17 protein-coding genes and 1 tRNA gene are annotated in these 17611 nt (G+C 45.8%); all 18 read left to right on the forward strand.

Annotated elements, in window-relative coordinates:
* The first annotated feature begins 6 nt into the window (after positions 1-6).
* The 18 genes from pnp (at position 7) to ICV38_RS04515 (ending at position 17603) form a co-directional block, all read left to right on the forward strand.
* Positions 7-2166: a polyribonucleotide nucleotidyltransferase gene (pnp, locus tag ICV38_RS04430; protein WP_215382521.1), complete on the forward strand. Its 2160-nt coding sequence runs from the start codon at positions 7-9 to the stop codon at positions 2164-2166.
* A gap of 30 nt (positions 2167-2196) precedes the next feature.
* A complete protein-coding gene (locus ICV38_RS04435; protein WP_215382522.1) occupies positions 2197-3195 on the forward strand; it encodes an NAD(P)H-quinone oxidoreductase in 999 nt (332 codons plus the stop codon).
* A 14-nt stretch (positions 3196-3209) separates the two neighbouring features.
* On the forward strand, positions 3210-3968 hold the full coding sequence (gene tpiA, locus ICV38_RS04440) for a triose-phosphate isomerase (protein ID WP_215382523.1): 759 nt from the start codon (positions 3210-3212) through the stop codon (positions 3966-3968).
* 22 nt (positions 3969-3990) lie between these two features.
* The gene (gene secG / locus ICV38_RS04445; RefSeq protein WP_215382524.1) at positions 3991-4335 is read left to right on the forward strand and encodes a preprotein translocase subunit SecG; all 345 of its coding nucleotides are present in this window, start codon (positions 3991-3993) and stop codon (positions 4333-4335) included.
* An 86-nt stretch (positions 4336-4421) separates the two neighbouring features.
* Positions 4422-4506: transfer RNA gene (locus ICV38_RS04450), tRNA-Leu, on the forward strand.
* A 110-nt stretch (positions 4507-4616) separates the two neighbouring features.
* The gene (locus ICV38_RS04455) at positions 4617-4976 is read left to right on the forward strand and encodes an NADH-quinone oxidoreductase subunit A (RefSeq protein ID WP_068948474.1); all 360 of its coding nucleotides are present in this window, start codon (positions 4617-4619) and stop codon (positions 4974-4976) included.
* Between the two features lie 5 nt (positions 4977-4981).
* Positions 4982-5464, forward strand: coding sequence for an NADH-quinone oxidoreductase subunit B family protein (locus tag ICV38_RS04460; protein ID WP_011902891.1), 483 nt, complete (start codon positions 4982-4984; stop codon positions 5462-5464).
* Between the two features lie 3 nt (positions 5465-5467).
* Positions 5468-6067, forward strand: coding sequence for an NADH-quinone oxidoreductase subunit C (locus ICV38_RS04465; RefSeq protein ID WP_215382525.1), 600 nt, complete (start codon positions 5468-5470; stop codon positions 6065-6067).
* 3 nt (positions 6068-6070) lie between these two features.
* Entirely contained in the window at positions 6071-7324 is a 1254-nt protein-coding gene (locus ICV38_RS04470; protein WP_215382526.1) for an NADH-quinone oxidoreductase subunit D, read from the forward strand.
* A gap of 23 nt (positions 7325-7347) precedes the next feature.
* Complete coding sequence (gene nuoE, locus ICV38_RS04475; protein ID WP_215382527.1) at positions 7348-7854, forward strand: NADH-quinone oxidoreductase subunit NuoE; 507 nt, start codon at positions 7348-7350, stop codon at positions 7852-7854.
* Positions 7851-9149, forward strand: coding sequence for an NADH-quinone oxidoreductase subunit NuoF (gene nuoF / locus ICV38_RS04480; protein WP_215382528.1), 1299 nt, complete (start codon positions 7851-7853; stop codon positions 9147-9149). The genes nuoE and nuoF overlap by 4 nt, the downstream gene beginning before the upstream one ends.
* A gap of 31 nt (positions 9150-9180) precedes the next feature.
* Positions 9181-11496: an NADH-quinone oxidoreductase subunit NuoG gene (gene nuoG, locus ICV38_RS04485; protein WP_215382529.1), complete on the forward strand. Its 2316-nt coding sequence runs from the start codon at positions 9181-9183 to the stop codon at positions 11494-11496.
* An 8-nt stretch (positions 11497-11504) separates the two neighbouring features.
* Positions 11505-12578, forward strand: coding sequence for an NADH-quinone oxidoreductase subunit NuoH (gene nuoH, locus ICV38_RS04490; protein WP_215382530.1), 1074 nt, complete (start codon positions 11505-11507; stop codon positions 12576-12578).
* Positions 12579-12589: 11 nt separating this feature from the next.
* Entirely contained in the window at positions 12590-13081 is a 492-nt protein-coding gene (gene nuoI / locus ICV38_RS04495) for an NADH-quinone oxidoreductase subunit NuoI (RefSeq protein WP_215382531.1), read from the forward strand.
* A gap of 21 nt (positions 13082-13102) precedes the next feature.
* Positions 13103-13750 carry an NADH-quinone oxidoreductase subunit J gene (locus ICV38_RS04500; protein ID WP_215382532.1) on the forward strand — a complete coding sequence of 216 codons (648 nt, stop codon included), beginning with the start codon at positions 13103-13105 and terminating at the stop codon, positions 13748-13750.
* Positions 13747-14055 carry an NADH-quinone oxidoreductase subunit NuoK gene (gene nuoK / locus ICV38_RS04505; RefSeq protein ID WP_215382533.1) on the forward strand — a complete coding sequence of 103 codons (309 nt, stop codon included), beginning with the start codon at positions 13747-13749 and terminating at the stop codon, positions 14053-14055. The genes ICV38_RS04500 and nuoK overlap by 4 nt, the downstream gene beginning before the upstream one ends.
* A gap of 2 nt (positions 14056-14057) precedes the next feature.
* Complete coding sequence (nuoL, locus tag ICV38_RS04510) at positions 14058-16112, forward strand: NADH-quinone oxidoreductase subunit L (protein ID WP_215382534.1); 2055 nt, start codon at positions 14058-14060, stop codon at positions 16110-16112.
* A gap of 24 nt (positions 16113-16136) precedes the next feature.
* Positions 16137-17603 carry an NADH-quinone oxidoreductase subunit M gene (locus ICV38_RS04515; RefSeq protein ID WP_215382535.1) on the forward strand — a complete coding sequence of 489 codons (1467 nt, stop codon included), beginning with the start codon at positions 16137-16139 and terminating at the stop codon, positions 17601-17603.
* Positions 17604-17611: the final 8 nt, after the last annotated feature.

Below are 17611 nucleotides of genomic sequence, written 5' to 3' on the forward strand. Positions count from 1 at the left end.
ATCAGAATGACAATGTTTAAAAAAGCAGTAAAAAGTTTTCAATGGGGCAACCACCAAGTAACAATGGAAACAGGTGAGATCGCTCGCCAATCAGGTGGTGCCGTTATCGTTAACGTAGATGACACAGTAGTCATGGGCACAGTAGTTGCCTCTAAGTCTGCAAAGCCAGGCCAGTCCTTTTTCCCATTGACTGTTGATTACCTAGAAAAAACTTATGCAGCAGGCAAGATCCCTGGTGGCTTCTTCCGTCGCGAAGGTCGTCCATCAGAAGGTGAGACATTAATCTCCCGTTTGATCGATCGCCCATTACGTCCTTTGTTCCCAGAAGGTTTCTTGAATGAAGTTCAGGTTGTAGTGCATGTTTTGTCTATTAACCCAGACGTTCCCGCAGATATTCCTGCTTTGATCGCTGCTTCTGCAGCTTTGGCAGTTTCAGGCATTCCATTTGCAGGACCTGTTGGCGCTGCTCGTGTTGGTTACGCAAACGGTCAATATCTCCTGAACCCAACTCGTACAGAGCAAGCCGCTAGCGAACTTGATTTGATCGTTGCTGGCACACAAGCTGCTGTATTGATGGTTGAGTCTGAAGCAAATCAGTTATCTGAAGATGTCATGCTGGGTGCTGTTGTGTATGGTCATGACCAAATGCAGACTGCAATCAACGCTATCAATGATTTGGTACGTGAAGCTGGCAAACCAGAATGGGATTGGACTGCCGCTCCTAAAGATGAGCCATTTATCGCCAAGGTAACCGCTTTGGCTGAAGCGCCATTGCGCGAGGCTTATCAGATTCGTCAAAAGGGCGCTCGTTCAGACAAGCTCAAAGAAATTTCAAAAGAAGTATTGGCAAAGTTATCTGAAGAGGGCGATGTTGATGCAGTTGCTGTCAGTGACATCATGTTTGAAATCGAAGCGAAGATTGTTCGTAGCCAGATTTTGAATGGTGAGCCACGTATTGATGGCCGCGATACACGCACTGTTCGTCCGATTGAAATTCGTAATGGCGTATTGCCACGCACCCACGGTTCTGCGTTGTTTACCCGTGGCGAAACGCAGGCTCTCGTAGTGGCTACTTTGGGTACTGCCCGGGACGAGCAAATTATTGATGCGCTTGAAGGTGAATACCGCGATCGTTTCATGTTCCACTACAACATGCCTCCGTTTGCTACTGGTGAAACAGGTCGTGTAGGTAGCCCTAAGCGTCGTGAAATTGGTCATGGACGTTTGGCTAAGCGCGCATTAATTCCAGTATTGCCAAGCCCAGAAGATTTTGCGTACAGTATCCGTGTTGTTTCAGAAATTACCGAGTCAAACGGCTCTTCCTCAATGGCTTCTGTTTGTGGCGGCTGCTTGGCGATGATGGATGCTGGTGTACCAGTGAAAGCACACGTTGCTGGCGTAGCAATGGGCTTGATCCTTGATGGCAATCGCTTTGCTGTGTTGACCGACATCTTGGGTGATGAAGATCACTTGGGTGATATGGACTTTAAAGTAGCAGGCACTGCAAATGGTATTACTGCACTCCAGATGGACATTAAAGTTCAAGGTATTACTAAAGAAATTATGCAAGTTGCTTTGGCGCAAGCTAAAGAAGGTCGCTTGCACATCTTGAGCAAAATGCAAGAAGCAATGGGATCAGTTCGTACAGAATTGTCTGCTCACGCTCCACGCATGGTGTCATTCAAGATTCATCCAGACAAGATTCGTGAAGTCATTGGTAAGGGTGGTGCAACCATTCAAGCCCTGACGAAAGAAACTGGCTGCAGCATCGACATCAAAGATGATGGCACTGTAACGATTGCTTCAACTTCTGCTGAAGGCATGGCTGAAGCTAAGGCGCGTATCGAAGGCATTACCGCTGAAGCTGAAGTAGGCAAGATCTACGAAGGTCCAGTTGTGAAGTTGCTTGAATTCGGTGCTTTGGTAAATATCCTCCCTGGTAAAGATGGCCTCTTGCACATCTCTGAGATTTCCAATGAGCGTGTAAAAGAAGTGAAAGATTATTTGGCAGAAGGTCAAGTAGTTCGCGTGAAATTGTTAGCTGCTGATGAGCGTGGTCGTTTGCGCTTGTCATTGAAGGCAGCAATGGCTGATGAAGGTGGCACGATTGCTCCTTTAGCGGGCGCTACTGCTGAGGCTGCTCCTGCAACTGACGAAACAGCCTAAGTTTTTTTCTAAGATCTTTCGGAGCTTTCAATGCGTGTAATTGAGATCAAAGAATTCGGTGCACCAGAAATGTTGGTGCCTGCCACTCGTCCAGATCCAGCGGTACCTACTGCTGGAACTGGCGAGGTATTGATTAAGGTTTTGGCTTCAGGCATTAATCGTCCAGACGTTTTGCAACGTAAAGGTCATTACCCTGTACCAGCAGGTGCATCTGATATCCCTGGCCTTGAAGTTGCCGGTGAAATTATTGGTGGTGACTTAGCTCACGCGAATAACGCCTTTGGCCTCAAGATTGGCGATAAAGTCTGTGCCTTGGTCCAAGGTGGCGGCTATGCCGACCTTTGTACTGCACCAATTGCTCAATGTCTGCCTTATCCCAAGGGATTTTCTGATCAAGAAGCAGCCGCTTTACCTGAAACTTTTTATACCGTCTGGAGTAATGTCTTCATGCGCGGGGAATTGTCTGAAGGTGAAACCCTATTGGTTCAAGGTGGCTCAAGTGGCATTGGCGTAACGGCTATATTGCTTGCGAAAGCAATGGGTCATAAGGTGTTTGTTACAGCTGGTACTGATGAGAAATGTACTGCTTGTTTGAAGTTAGGCGCGGATCTCGCGATTAATTACAAGACCCAAGACTTTGTTGAAGAAGTGAAGAAGGCCACTGATGGTAAGGGTGTGAACGTCATCCTTGATATGGTGACTGGCGCTTACGTTCAACGAGAAATCGATTGCTTGGCTGATGATGGGCGAATTGTCATTATTGCTATTCAAGGCGGCTCAAAAGCGGAAGTGAGTACCAATCAAATTTTGCGCCGTCGCTTGACTATCACTGGATCAACCCTCCGTCCGCGCCCAGTCGCATTTAAGAAACAAATTACTAAGCAATTGTTTGATCATGTTTGGCCATTACTTAATGCGGGCAAACTCAAGCCAGCAATTTATAAAACTTTTACGCTTGACCAGGCGGCCGATGCACATCGTTTGATGGAATCATCTGAGCATGTTGGCAAAATTATTCTAACGGTTTAGCAAACTCCAAGCTTATGCGTCCACTCATCGTCATCGGCAATTGGAAAATGAATGGCAATCTTGCAGGTAATCAAGATTGGATTAAGACTGTTGCGCGCGGCATGGAGAGTGGCATGCCAGCAGGTCGTAAGTTTGCTGTATGCCCACCTTTTCCTTATTTGGCACAATGCGCTAATTTGATTAAAGAGCATTCCTTGGCATTTTTAAGTTTAGGTGCTCAAGATGCGTCAGCACAAGCTAGTGGCGCTTATACGGGCGAAGCCAGTGCTGCCATGCTCAAAGAATTGGGTTGTCAGTATGTGATTGTGGGTCACTCAGAGCGCCGTCAAAACCATCATGAGGTTGATGAGGTGGTTGCTGCCAAGGCCTTGCAGGTTCTCGATAACGGCATGACTCCTGTGATTTGCGTTGGCGAGACTGCGGATGAGCGTAACTCTGGAAGGGCTGAGGAAGTCGTCTGTGGTCAGGTTGCTAAACAAGTGTCCGTGCTACAAGATCGCTTGGCTGATTGCTTAATTGCGTATGAGCCGGTTTGGGCAATTGGGACTGGTAAGGTTGCAAGTTCCCAAGTTGCACAAGATATGCATCGCCACATTCGTCTGCAATTAGCGGAGTTTGATGAGGATGTTGCATCACACGTAGGAATTTTGTATGGCGGCAGTGTCAAGCCTGACAATGCTGTTGAATTGTTCGCCATGCCAGATATCGATGGTGGATTGGTTGGGGGAGCTTCTTTAAATCCCCAAGACTTTCTGGCTATCTGTCAGGCATAGATTTTTTATTTGGAGATAAGCTGTGGAATGGTTTAAGACTTTGTTAATCGTATTGCAGGTGATTTCAGCATTGGCTGTGATCTTGTTGGTGCTCTTGCAACAAGGTAAGGGTGCGGATATGGGCGCTGCTTTTGGATCTGGCGCTTCTGGTAGCCTATTTGGCGCTAGTGGTTCGGCAAACTTCCTGTCCCATACAACGGCCATCTTTGCAGCCGTATTTTTCATTTGTACCTTGGGCATTACTTGGATCGGCAATAAGAAGGAGGTGAGCCCTGGGGTTCTTTCTGGAACGGTAGCTCCAGCAGCATCTCCTGCTGCTCCGGTTGCCCCTCCTCAAGATCCAAGCAAACCAGCAGTTCCTAAGTAAAAAAGTAGGTTTTTACAGATTTTCCTGCCCCATTTTTAGGGTGGCAGAGTGGTGCAATGCAGTAGAATTGACGGGTTTTACAAGATGCCGACGTGGTGAAATTGGTAGACACGCTATCTTGAGGGGGTAGTGGCTTAGGCTGTGCGAGTTCGAGTCTCGCCGTCGGCACCAAAAATTGAAGTTTAGCTAAGGTTTTTTGCTCTAAATCAAAAGAGTATGTAGTGGAATAATTAATAATTTGCTGTTTTGAAGAATTACCAGACGAACGACTCAGGACCATTTTGAATCTCGCTAATTACTTTCCTGTTCTGCTTTTTATCCTCGTGGGCATTGGGGTGGGATTAGTCCCCATGTTCCTCGGAAAAATTTTGGCTCCTTCGAAGCCTGACGCTGAAAAACTCTCTCCCTATGAGTGTGGTTTTGAAGCTTTCGAAGACGCGCGTATGAAGTTCGACGTGCGCTATTACCTCATTGCCATCCTCTTTATTTTGTTCGACCTTGAGACTGCGTTTTTATTCCCATGGGGAGTAGCATTGCGTGATCTCGGTTGGTTTGGCTACGCCTCTATGGTGATCTTCCTCCTGGAATTCATTGTGGGATTTGTATATATCTGGAAAAAGGGCGCTCTCGACTGGGAGTGATCGATATGGCATTAGAAGGCGTTCTCAAAGAAGGATTTGTTACCACTACTGCAGACCAGTTGATTAACTGGACACGCAATGGTTCTTTATGGCCAATGACTTTTGGTTTGGCTTGCTGCGCAGTTGAAATGATGCATGCGGGTGCATCTCGTTATGACCTAGACCGCTTTGGCGTGGTATTCCGTCCATCCCCACGTCAATCTGACTTGATGATTGTGGCAGGCACTCTGTGTAACAAAATGGCTCCTGCCTTGCGCAAAGTCTATGACCAAATGCCAGAACCCCGTTGGGTTATTTCAATGGGTTCCTGTGCCAATGGCGGTGGTTATTACCATAACTCTTATTCCGTTGTTCGCGGTTGCGACCGCATTGTGCCAGTGGATATTTATGTTCCTGGTTGTCCTCCAACCGCAGAAGCGTTGATCTACGGAATTATTCAGTTGCAATCAAAGATCGCTCGTACTAGCACGATTGCGCGGAAGGCTTAATTCATGTCAGATCGTTTGGTTCAACTCGCTGCTAACCTTGAAAAAGTGCTTGGTAAGCGCATTCAGTCTGTTGAGATTGCTTTAGGTGAAGTAACTGTTGTTGTGAATGCAGATACTTACTTTGAGTCTGCTATGTTGCTCCGTGATGACCCTTCACTAGCTTTCGAGCAACTAATTGATTTATGTGGCGTTGATTATCAAGACTTCCGTGACGGTGCTTGGGGTGGTCAGCGTTTTGGTGTTGTGAGCCATTTACTTTCCTTAGAGCATAACTGGCGTTTACGTGTTCGCGTATTTGCGCCGGATGATAGCTATCCATTAGTAGCGTCCATTACGCCGGTATGGAATTCTGCTAATTGGTTTGAACGTGAAGCCTTCGATCTTTACGGCATCATTTTTGAAGGTCATGAAGACTTGCGTCGTATCTTGACTGACTATGGCTTTATTGGCCATCCATTCAGAAAAGATTTCCCCATTAGCGGTAATGTGGAAATGCGCTATGACCCAGAGCTCAAGCGTGTGGTTTACCAGCCCGTGACGATTGAAGCGCGTGAGATTACTCCACGAATCGTCCGCGAAGAGCAGTATGGAGGTCCGGTTTAAGTCATGGCACAAATTAAGAACTACACCCTCAATTTCGGTCCTCAGCATCCTGCGGCACACGGCGTATTACGCTTAGTGTTGGAGTTAGATGGCGAAGTTATTCAGCGTGCTGATCCCCATATTGGTTTATTGCACCGCGCTACAGAAAAATTAGCAGAAACACGTACTTGGATTCAAAACGTTCCTTATATGGATCGTTTGGATTATGTTTCTATGATGTCCAATGAGCATGCGTATGTCATGGCCATTGAGAAATTATTGCAAGTCGATGTGCCTTTGCGTGCGCAGTACATTCGCGTCATGTATGACGAGCTCACTCGTTTATTGAATCATTTGCTCTGGATCGGTTGTCACGGTCTTGACGTTGGTGCGATGGCAGTGTTCTTGTATGCCTTCCGCGATCGTGAAGATATCTTCGATATGTATGAGGCAGTTTCTGGTGCGCGTATGCACGCCGCTTACTACCGTCCAGGTGGCGTATATCGAGATCTGCCCGATCAAATGGCTCAATACGATAAATCTAAGATTCGCAGTGCTTCTGCAGTAAAGCGTTTGAATGAAAACCGTAGTGGCACATTGCTTGATTTCATTGAGCAGTTTACTAATGGCTTTGACGCCAATGTTGACGAGTATTGCAATCTCTTGACTGATAACCGCATTTGGAAGCAACGTTTAGTCAATATCGGCATCGTGACCCCAGAGCGTGCATTACAGCTTGGCTTTACTGGCCCAATGTTGCGTGGTTCTGGTATCGAGTGGGATTTGCGTAAGAAGCAGCCATACGAAGTCTATGATCGCCTTGATTTTGATATTCCTGTTGGCGTGAATGGCGACTCCTATGATCGTTATTTAGTGCGCATGGAAGAAATGCGTCAATCTAATCGCATCATCAAGCAGTGCGTTAAATGGCTCAAAGAAAATCCAGGCCCTGTGATGAGTGATAACCATAAGGTTACTCCACCAAAACGCGTGGATATGAAAACCAATATGGAAGAGTTGATCCATCACTTCAAATTATTTACTGAAGGTATTCACGTTCCTGATGGCGAGGCTTACTCAGCAGTTGAGCATCCTAAGGGTGAGTTTGGTATCTATTTGATTTCTGATGGTGCCAACAAACCGTATCGCATGAAGATTCGTGCACCAGGTTTTGTACATTTATCTGCAATGGATGAGATGTCACGCGGTCACATGTTGGCTGATGCGGTAACCATTATTGGTACGCAAGATATTGTGTTCGGGGAGATTGACCGCTAATTGAGCGCGCCAAGGATTATTTAATGACAACAACTCTTCAACTATCCGATAAAACGCTGGCTGATATTGCCCGTAACGTCGCTAAGTATCCACCAGAGCAAAAGCAGTCCGCTGTGATGGCTTCCCTAATTGCTGCTCAGACTGAAGTAGGTTGGGTTTCTCCTGAGGTGATTGCTACTGTTGCGCAGATTCTTGACATGCCCACCATTGCTGTCGAAGAAGTAGCCACTTTCTACAATATGTACAACACCAAACCGATTGGTAAATACAAGTTAGTCATTTGCACCAACTTGCCTTGCCAATTGACTCATGGTGAAACAGCAGCAACCTACCTAAAAGAAACTTTAGGGATTGGCTATAACGAAACAACTCCATGCGGCACATTTACTTTAAAAGAGGGTGAGTGCATGGGTGCATGCGGCGATTCTCCAGTCATGCTGGTTAATGACATGCGTATGTGTAGCTTTATGAGTAAAGAAAAAATTGATGCTCTATTAAATGAGCTTCGTGCAGAAGGGAAAGCAGCATGACCAGCCTGCACGATCGTCACATTAAGCCCTTGATCCTTGCTGGATTAAATGGCGACAACTGGCGTTTAAGGGATTACGAGAGTCGTGGTGGCTACCAACAGTTGCGTCGCTTAATTAATGACAAAGTTGCTCCAGACGCGATCATCGCAGAATTAAAAGCATCCTCACTGCGTGGCCGTGGCGGTGCTGGCTTCCCAACAGGATTGAAGTGGAGCTTCATGCCACGTCAATTCCCTGGTCAAAAATATTTAGTTTGTAATAGTGACGAGGGTGAACCAGGTACATTTAAAGACCGCGACATCATGCGTTACAACCCACATGCTTTGATAGAAGGCATGATCATTGGTGCCTACACCATGGGTATTACAGCAGGCTATAACTACATTCACGGCGAAATCTGGGAAGTGTATTCACGCTTTGAAGAGGCTCTTGAAGAGGCGCGTGCTGCTGGCTATTTAGGCGATAAGATTTTGGGAAGCGATTTCTCATTCCAGTTGCATGCCGCTCCAGGTTGGGGTGCTTATATTTGCGGCGAAGAAACTGCATTACTCGAATCCTTAGAGGGCAAAAAAGGGCAGCCACGCTTTAAACCACCATTCCCAGCTAGCTTTGGTTTGTATGGCAAACCAACGACGATTAACAACACTGAAACTTTTGCTGCTGTGCCCTTCATATTGGCAATCGGCGGTCAAGCCTATTTAGATCTTGGTAAGCCGAATAACGGCGGTACAAAGATTTTCTCTGTGTCTGGTGATGTGGTTCATCCTGGCAACTATGAGATTCCATTGGGCACACCATTTGCTGAGCTTTTAAAGCTTGCCGGTGGCATGCGTGATGGCAAAGCAATTAAAGCGGTGATTCCGGGCGGTTCGTCTGCTCCAGTCATACCTGGTACACAGATGATGGATCTGACCATGGATTACGACAGTATTGCCAAAGCAGGATCGATGTTGGGTTCTGGTGCAGTCATCGTCATGAATGAAACCCGTTGTATGGTTCGTGCCTTAGAACGCCTTTCTTATTTCTATCATGAAGAATCATGTGGTCAGTGCACTCCATGCCGCGAAGGTACTGGCTGGTTATGGCGCATTGTGCATCGTATTGAACACGGCCAAGGCCGTCCAGAAGATTTAGATTTGCTAAACGATGTAGCAGCCAATATCCAAGGTCGCACAATTTGCGCCTTGGGTGATGCAGCTGCAATGCCAGTGCGTGGCATGTTGAAGCATTACATGGATGAATTTGCGTATCACGTAGAACATAAGCGCTGCTTAGATTCTGCAAAACCTTTATAAGTTATTGAGTACGGGACATCTTAAAGTGAGCATGGTAGAAATCGAATTAGATGGTAAGACGGTGGAAGTTCCGCAAGGTTCGATGGTGATGCACGCCGCGAATAAGTTGGGTGCTTACGTTCCTCATTTCTGCTATCACAAGAAGCTATCTATCGCTGCTAACTGCCGCATGTGTTTAGTGGAAGTTGAAAAAGCACCAAAACCATTGCCTGCCTGTGCAACACCGGTAACGCAAGGTATGAAAGTGTTTACGCATTCTGCCAAAGCGGTAGAGGCACAACGCTCAGTTATGGAGTTCTTGCTAATTAACCATCCATTGGATTGTCCAATTTGCGATCAAGGTGGTGAGTGTCAATTGCAGGACTTGGCGGTAGGCTACGGCAAATCGAATTCGCGCTACGACGAAGAAAAGCGTGTCGTTTTCCATAAGAATGTTGGTCCTTTGATCTCCATGCAGGAGATGAGCCGTTGTATTCACTGCACACGTTGTGTTCGATTCGGACAAGAAGTTGCTGGTGTGATGGAGCTCGGCATGATTAATCGTGGTGAGCATTCTGAAATCACCACTTTCGTAGGTCAAACTGTAGATTCAGAGCTATCTGGAAACATGATTGACTTGTGCCCAGTAGGCGCGTTAACTAGCAAGCCATTCCGCTACGATGCACGTACATGGGAATTGGGTCGCAAACGCTCTGTGAGTCCGCACGATAGTCTGGGTGCAAATATGACCGTTCAGACCAAAAACAATAAAGTATTGCGTGTAGTGGCTTTGGAAAATGAAGCTATTAATGAGTGCTGGATTAGCGACCGCGATCGCTTCTCCTATGAAGGATTAAATAGCGCCGATCGTGTAACTACGCCAATGGTCAAGCAGGGTGGCCAATGGTTAGAAACAGATTGGCAATCTGCATTAGATTACGTTGCCCATTCTCTGAAAACTATCTCTACTGAGAGTGGAGCACAAGCGATTGGTGCATTAGCCCACCCAATCAGCAGTACAGAAGAATTGCACCTCTTGCAAAAGATTGTGCGTGGCTTAGGCTCTAATCAAGTAGAGACTCGTTTACGTCAAACGGATATTGCTGGCGCTGCTCCTGCTCCTTGGTTAGGTATGCCTGTAACCAAGTTGAGTGAACTTGATCGCGCACTAGTCATCGGTAGTTTCTTGCGTAAAGATCAACCAATTATTGCTGCGCGTATACGTACAGCATCTAAGCGCAGCCTCCAAGTTAGCCGCATTGATGCTGGCGGAGATGATTGGCTCATTCCCGCTACAGGTATTGCTGCTTCACCAAGCGCATGGCTTGGTACATTAAGTGAAGTTGCCTTAGCCGTGGCAAAAGCAAAATCTGCCTCTGCTCCAGCCGGTACTTCAAACGTTTCAGTTTCTGAGCAAGCTCAGAAGATCGCTGATAGCTTGTTATCTGGTACAAATGCAGCAGTATTGATTGGATCGGCAGCTATTGCCCATCCTCAAGCTTCTGATCTACACGTCTTAGCGCAGTTCATTGCGCAACAAACTGGTGCAACTCTTGGTTTCTTGCCAGTTGGCGGTAATGCGGTGGGAGCATCTTTGGTAAATGCCAACGGTGCTGGAGTTCAATCATTATTGTCAGGCGATCGTCGTGCTGTAGTGTTGCTAAATATTGAGCCTGATTCTGATTTGCCCAATCCGCAAGAAGCAAGATCTGCTCTCGCTAAAGCGAATACTGTGATTGCTTTGAGTGCATATAAATCAGCTGATCTATTAGAAGTTGCCGACGTCATTTTGCCTATTACACCGTTTACTGAAACAGTTTCGACCTTTGTGAATCTTGAAGGTAGAGCGCAAACTATTCAGCCTTCAGTAAAACCTTTGGGTGATTCACGTCCAGCATGGAAAGTATTGCGTGTTCTAGGTGGTCTGCTTAATTTAGATGGCTTCCTCTATAACTTACCTGAAGAAGTTCTTGGTGAGGCATTGGGAGATAACTATTGCACTCGTTTGAGCAATCAATCTACTGCTAATGCAGTAAGCAGTGGAAATGCAACTGCAGCGGCTGGCCTTGAGCGTATGGCTGATGTCAATATTTATGCAGGCGATCCAATTGTTCGTCGTTCATCCGTATTGCAGTTAACACGTGATGCAAAGCGTGGCAATCAGGTTGGTCTTGGTCAAAAACTCTTTTCTGAGTTTGGCTTGAAAGAGGGCGACCTTGTTCAGGTAAGCCAAGGAAACCAAACGGTGGTTATGCCAGCAACCTTGGAAACCAACTTAGCGCCAACAGCAGTCAGAATTTCTGTTGGTACTGTGGCAAGTGCCAAATTAGGATCGATGTTTGGTCCTGTAACTGTTAGCAAAGCATAAGGGACGAGATGGATAATTTCTTGAACCTCATTACGACTCAAGGCGAGGCATTTTTTGGCTCATTGTGGCCACTCGTCTGGGCATTGGTTCGCATTGTCATCATTGTTTTGCCAATGTTTGGTTGCGTCGCTTACTTAACGCTTTGGGAGCGTAAGTTAATTGGTTGGATGCACATTCGTCTTGGACCGAATCGCGTTGGTCCTTTGGGTTTGCTACAGCCAATTGCCGATGCATTAAAGCTTTTAATGAAGGAGATCATCTCTCCAACGCAAGCTAGCAAGGTTCTCTATTTCATAGCGCCGGTAATGGTAATTGCTCCGGCTTTCGCAGCTTGGGCTGTCATTCCATTTCAAGCGAAGATGGTTTTGGCTGACGTCAATGCTGGTCTGCTCTACATCATGGCGATTTCATCAATTGGTGTGTATGGCGTAATTTTGGCTGGCTGGTCATCAAACTCTAAGTACCCATTCCTTGGTGCAATGCGTGCTTCTGCCCAAATGATTTCTTATGAAATTGCAATGGGATTTGCATTGGTTACTGTATTGCTGACCTCTGGCTCTCTGAATTTGAGCGCGATTGTGGCTTCTCAAGAGCATGGTTATTTTGCCCATATGGGCTTGAACTTCTTATCCTGGAATTGGTTGCCATTGCTGCCAATGTTCTTGATCTATTTCATTTCTGGTGTAGCTGAAACTAATCGTCATCCATTTGACGTGGTTGAGGGAGAATCCGAGATCGTTGCTGGTCACATGGTTGAGTACTCCGGCATGTCGTTTGCCATGTTCTTCTTGGCCGAATACGCCAATATGATTTTGATTGCAGCGGTTGCTTCGATCATGTTCTTGGGTGGCTGGTTACCAATTGTGGACTTACCAATCTTGCGGGACATCCCGGGCTTCTTCTGGCTGTTTGGCAAAACCTTCTTCCTGTTGTCTTGTGTGATTTGGTTGCGTGCGACATTGCCTCGCTATCGCTATGACCAAATTATGCGTTTGGGCTGGAAGATCTTTATTCCCATCTCAGTGTTCTGGGTGGTTGTTATCGGCGCGTGGGTTGTATCCCCATGGAATATTTGGAAATAAGTTGATCAATCATGTTTAAGAAAATTTCCCAATTCCTCGATAGCTTGATGCTTAAAGACATTCTGACTGGTATGTCTATTACCGGTCGTTACCTCTTCAATCCAAAAATTACCGTTCAATACCCAGACGAGAAAACACCTCTGTCGAATCGTTTCCGCGGCTTACATGCTTTACGTCGCTATGAAAACGGTGAAGAGCGTTGTATTGGCTGCAAACTTTGCGAGGCAGTATGTCCTGCATACGCAATTACGATTGAAACGGCTGAGCGCGATGATGGTACACGTCGCACAACACGTTACGACATTGATTTAACCAAGTGCATTTTCTGTGGCTTCTGCGAAGAGGCTTGTCCAGTTGACGCTATTGTTGAGACCAATATCTTTGAATATTTTGGTGATAAGCGTGGCGATTTGTATTTCACCAAAGATATGCTTTTGGCAGTAGGCGATAAGTATGAAAAAGAAATTGCCGCGAACCGCGCTATTGATGCGCCTTATCGTTAATCGAATAAAGCACAACTCACTATGACATTCGATCCCTCTACATTATTTGCTGTTTTCTTCTACGGCTTTGCAGGCTTACTGGTGATTTCTGCTTTGCGTGTGATAACAGCACGTAACCCAGTACACGCAGCACTGTTCTTAGTTTTAGCTTTCTTTTGCGCGTCTGGTTTGTGGATGTTGCTCAAAGCCGAGTTCTTAAGCCTTGCCTTGATTTTGGTTTATGTAGGCGCTGTGATGGTCTTATTCCTCTTCGTGGTGATGATGTTGGACTTGGATCTGGAGCACCTGCGCCGTGATTTCAAGAAATTCCTACCAGTAGCCTTCTTAATGGGTGCCGTAATTGTTCTTGAGTTATCGATTGTGATTATTCGTAGCTTTATTGGAACCAATACTCCAGTGCAGCCAATGCCTGAAGAGGTGATGGCGAACAATACCCAAGCCCTAGGCATGCTGATTTTTGGCGATTATGTCTATGCTTTTGAGGTTGCTGGCGTGATCTTGTTGGTGGCGATCATCGCCGCTGTTGCTTTGACCTTGCGCAATCGCAAAGACTCTAAGTCTCAAAACATTCACGAGCAAGTGAATGTGGTTGCTGCTGATCGTATGCGCATCGTAAAGATGGGTTCTGATATGGCCGCAAAACAAGATACTAGAGGAGAGAAGAAATGACGATTACTCTAGCTCACTACCTAGTACTCAGTGCAATCTTGTTTGCAAGCAGTGTGATTGGTATTTTCTTAAATCGTAAGAATGTCATTGTTCTTTTAATGGCTATTGAACTGATGCTTCTTTCGGTCAATATGAACTTTGTTGCTTTCTCACACTATCTTGGTGATATGGCAGGACAAGTATTCGTATTCTTTATTTTGACTGTGGCAGCTGCTGAGGCGGCAATCGGCCTGGCAATTTTGGTTGTTCTTTTCCGTAAGGTAGATACCATTAATGCTGAAGATCTTGACCACCTAAAAGGCTAGTCATGCAATTGACCTTAAATATTCCTGTTCTCTGCGCGATTCCATTGGCTCCACTTGTGGGCTCAATGATTGCTGGCTTCTTTGGCACCAAACTAGGTGGTAATCGTATTGGTCATGGTGCAAGCCAATTTGTCACTATCTTAGGCGTAACCATTGCTTTTGTTTTGTCTTGCAATGTTTTATCGCAAGTCATGGACGGTTTCTATTTCAACGGTACTGTTTATCGCTGGATGCAATTGGGTGAGCTCAATTTAGATATTGGATTCTTAATTGATCCATTAACAGCAACCATGATGTGTGTGGTGACTTTTGTGTCACTAATGGTTCATATCTATACGATTGGCTATATGCATGGTGAAGAGGGTTATAACCGCTTCTTCTCGTATATCTCATTGTTTACTTTTGCTATGTTGATGCTCGTAATGAGTAATAACCTTTTACAGCTCTTCTTTGGTTGGGAAGCGGTGGGTGTGGTGTCGTATTTATTGATCGGCTTTTACTTCGAGCGCCAATCAGCTGTCTTTGCCAATATGAAAGCCTTCTTAGTAAACCGTGTTGGTGACTTTGGCTTCATTCTCGGCATCGGCCTATTGCTTGCAAGTACTGGTTCTATGCAATATGACGTGATCTTCTCGCAAAACGCGGCTTTGGCAGCACAAACTTTGCCAGGCACTAGCTGGAATCTATTGACCGTTGCTTGTATTTGTTTGTTTATTGGTGCCATGGGCAAATCAGCACAGTTCCCATTGCATGTATGGCTTCCAGATTCGATGGAGGGCCCAACCCCAATTTCTGCATTGATTCACGCAGCAACCATGGTTACCGCTGGCATCTTTATGGTGTCGCGCATGTCTCCTTTATTTGAGCTTTCAGATGTTGCTCTGAGCTTTATTTTGGTGATTGGTTCTATTACCGCTCTCTTTATGGGTTTCTTGGGTATTGTGCAGAACGATATCAAGCGTGTAGTTGCTTATTCAACATTGTCTCAATTGGGTTACATGACTGTTGCCTTGGGTGTGTCTGCCTACCCAGTAGCAATCTTTCACTTGATGACGCATGCATTCTTTAAGGCGCTCTTGTTCCTTGCTGCTGGTAGCGTTATTTTGGGCATGCACCATGAGCAAGATATGCGCAAGATGGGCGGCTTGTGGAAATACATGCCGATCACTTGCCTAATGATGCTCTTGGGTAACTTGGCCTTAATTGGTACGCCGTTCTTCTCCGGCTTCTATTCAAAAGATTCCATCATTGAGGCTGTTGCAGCAAGTCATATTCCTGGCTCAGGATTTGCTTACTTCGCGGTGATGGCCAGTGTATTTGTGACGGCTTTGTATTCTTTCCGCCTGTATTTCTGGGTATTCCACGGTAAGGCCCGTTGGGGTCACGCAGATTCACATGATCACCATCATGACCATGCGGAGCAGGGCGATGATCATGCCCACCATGGTTTAGCTCCCGGTGAGAAGCCACATGAGTCTCCATTAGTTGTCACCTTGCCGTTGATCCTTCTGGCCATTCCATCTGTGATCATTGGCTTTTACACAATTAGTCCACTGTTGTTTGGCACCTACTTTGGCGATTCTATCTTCATTGATTTAGCGCGTCACCCAGTGATGAAAGAACTCGAGGATGAGTTCCACGGCCCGATAGCAATGGCAATCCATGCATTTACTTCGCCTGTATTAGGTCTTGTAACCCTTGGTGTTCTCACTGCAGCAATTGGCTATCTGTGGGTACCAAAATTACCTGCCAAGGTCGCAGAGGCATTTGCACCAATCAAGAAACTCTTTGATAACAAATACTATTTAGATGATCTAAACCAAGCGGTGTTTGCTAAAGGGCTGATTTGGATCGGCAGTATCCTGTGGCATCGTGGCGATCAAAAAGTCATTGATGGTTTCTTTGTTAATGGCAGCGCTCATACAGTGGGACGCTTTGCTGGAGTAATTCGCCATTTGCAATCCGGTTATGTGTATCACTATGCGTTTGCAATGATTGCAGGCTTAGCGGTATTGCTAGCTTGGGTTTTGTACGCTTACCTGCCTTTTGTTCGATAGGCCTTTGTTACTTAAGTAGCCACTATGATTCTTTCTTACGCCATTTGGACCCCGATTGTTTTTGGACTCATTATTTTGTTTTATGGGTCTGAGAAACCATCTGCTGGAGTGCGCTGGTTAGCACTTGTTGGAGCAATAATCGGTTTTATCGCCACATTACCTTTGGTAATTCATTTTGATATTGCCAATGCAGGCATGCAGTTCGTTGAGAAGGTGAGCTGGATTCCTCGTTACGACATTAACTACTACCTTGGAATCGACGGTATTTCTGTTTGGTTCATCGTGCTCACAGCATTTATCAATATTTTTGTCGTCATTGCTGCTTGGGAAGTGATTGACACCAAAGTTTCACAATATATGGCTTCATTCATGATCCTCTCAGGATTAATGATTGGTGTGTTTTGTGCTTTAGATGCCTTGTTGTTCTACGTATTCTTCGAAGCTACCTTGATTCCGATGTACATCATCATTGGTGTATGGGGTGGACATAACCGTATTTATGCAGCATTCAAGTTCTTCTTGTACACCTTGCTTGGCTCATTGCTGACGCTGGTTGCCATGTTGTACCTCTATAACGTTACAAATAGTTTTGATATCTTGGCTTGGCAAAATGCCCGTTTAGATATTGTTGAGCAAATTTTGTTGTTCTTTGCCTTCTTTATGGCATTTGCAGTGAAGGTTCCTATGTGGCCTTTACATACCTGGTTGCCAGATGTGCACGTTGAGGCACCAACTGGCGGCTCAGTTGTCTTGGCTGCCATTATGCTGAAGCTTGGCGCTTATGGTTTCTTGCGTTTCTCATTACCAATTGCTCCTGATGCGAGCCAGTACCTCGGCCCATTTGTCATCTTCTTATCCTTGGTAGCCGTGATTTATGTAGGTGCGGTTGCGTTGGTACAGAAGGATATGAAAAAGCTCGTTGCTTACTCATCTGTTGCTCACATGGGATTCGTAACGCTTGGCTTCTTCCTCTTTAGTCCATTAGGCATTGAGGGCGGCATTGTACAAATGATTTCCCACGGCTTTGTTGCTGGTGCGATGTTCTTGTCTATTGGCGTACTCTACGACCGCATGCACACACGACAAATTGCTGATTACGGTGGCGTTGTACATCGTATGCCCGCATTTACGGCTTTTGCAGTCTTAATGGCTATGGCCAATTGCGGTTTACCAGCCACCTCAGGATTTGTCGGTGAATTCATGGTGATTTTGGCTGCAGTCGATTACGACTTTGTGATTGGCATCTTGGCAGCTACCGCATTGATTTTGGGTGCTGCGTACTCTTTGTGGATGGTTAAGCGCGTATTTTTTGGAACCATTAATAATGCGCATGTTGAAGAACTCAAGGATCTCAACGCCCGCGAATATTTCATGATGACTGTGTTGACGATTTGCGTCATTGGTATGGGTGTCTATCCAAAACCATTTACAGACATTATTCATCCAGCCGTAATCAATCTGCTGCAGCACGTTGCTGTAAGCAAACTCTGAGTAAAAGC

Source organism: Polynucleobacter sp. MG-6-Vaara-E2, from assembly GCF_018687695.1.
Lineage (GTDB): Bacteria > Pseudomonadota > Gammaproteobacteria > Burkholderiales > Burkholderiaceae > Polynucleobacter.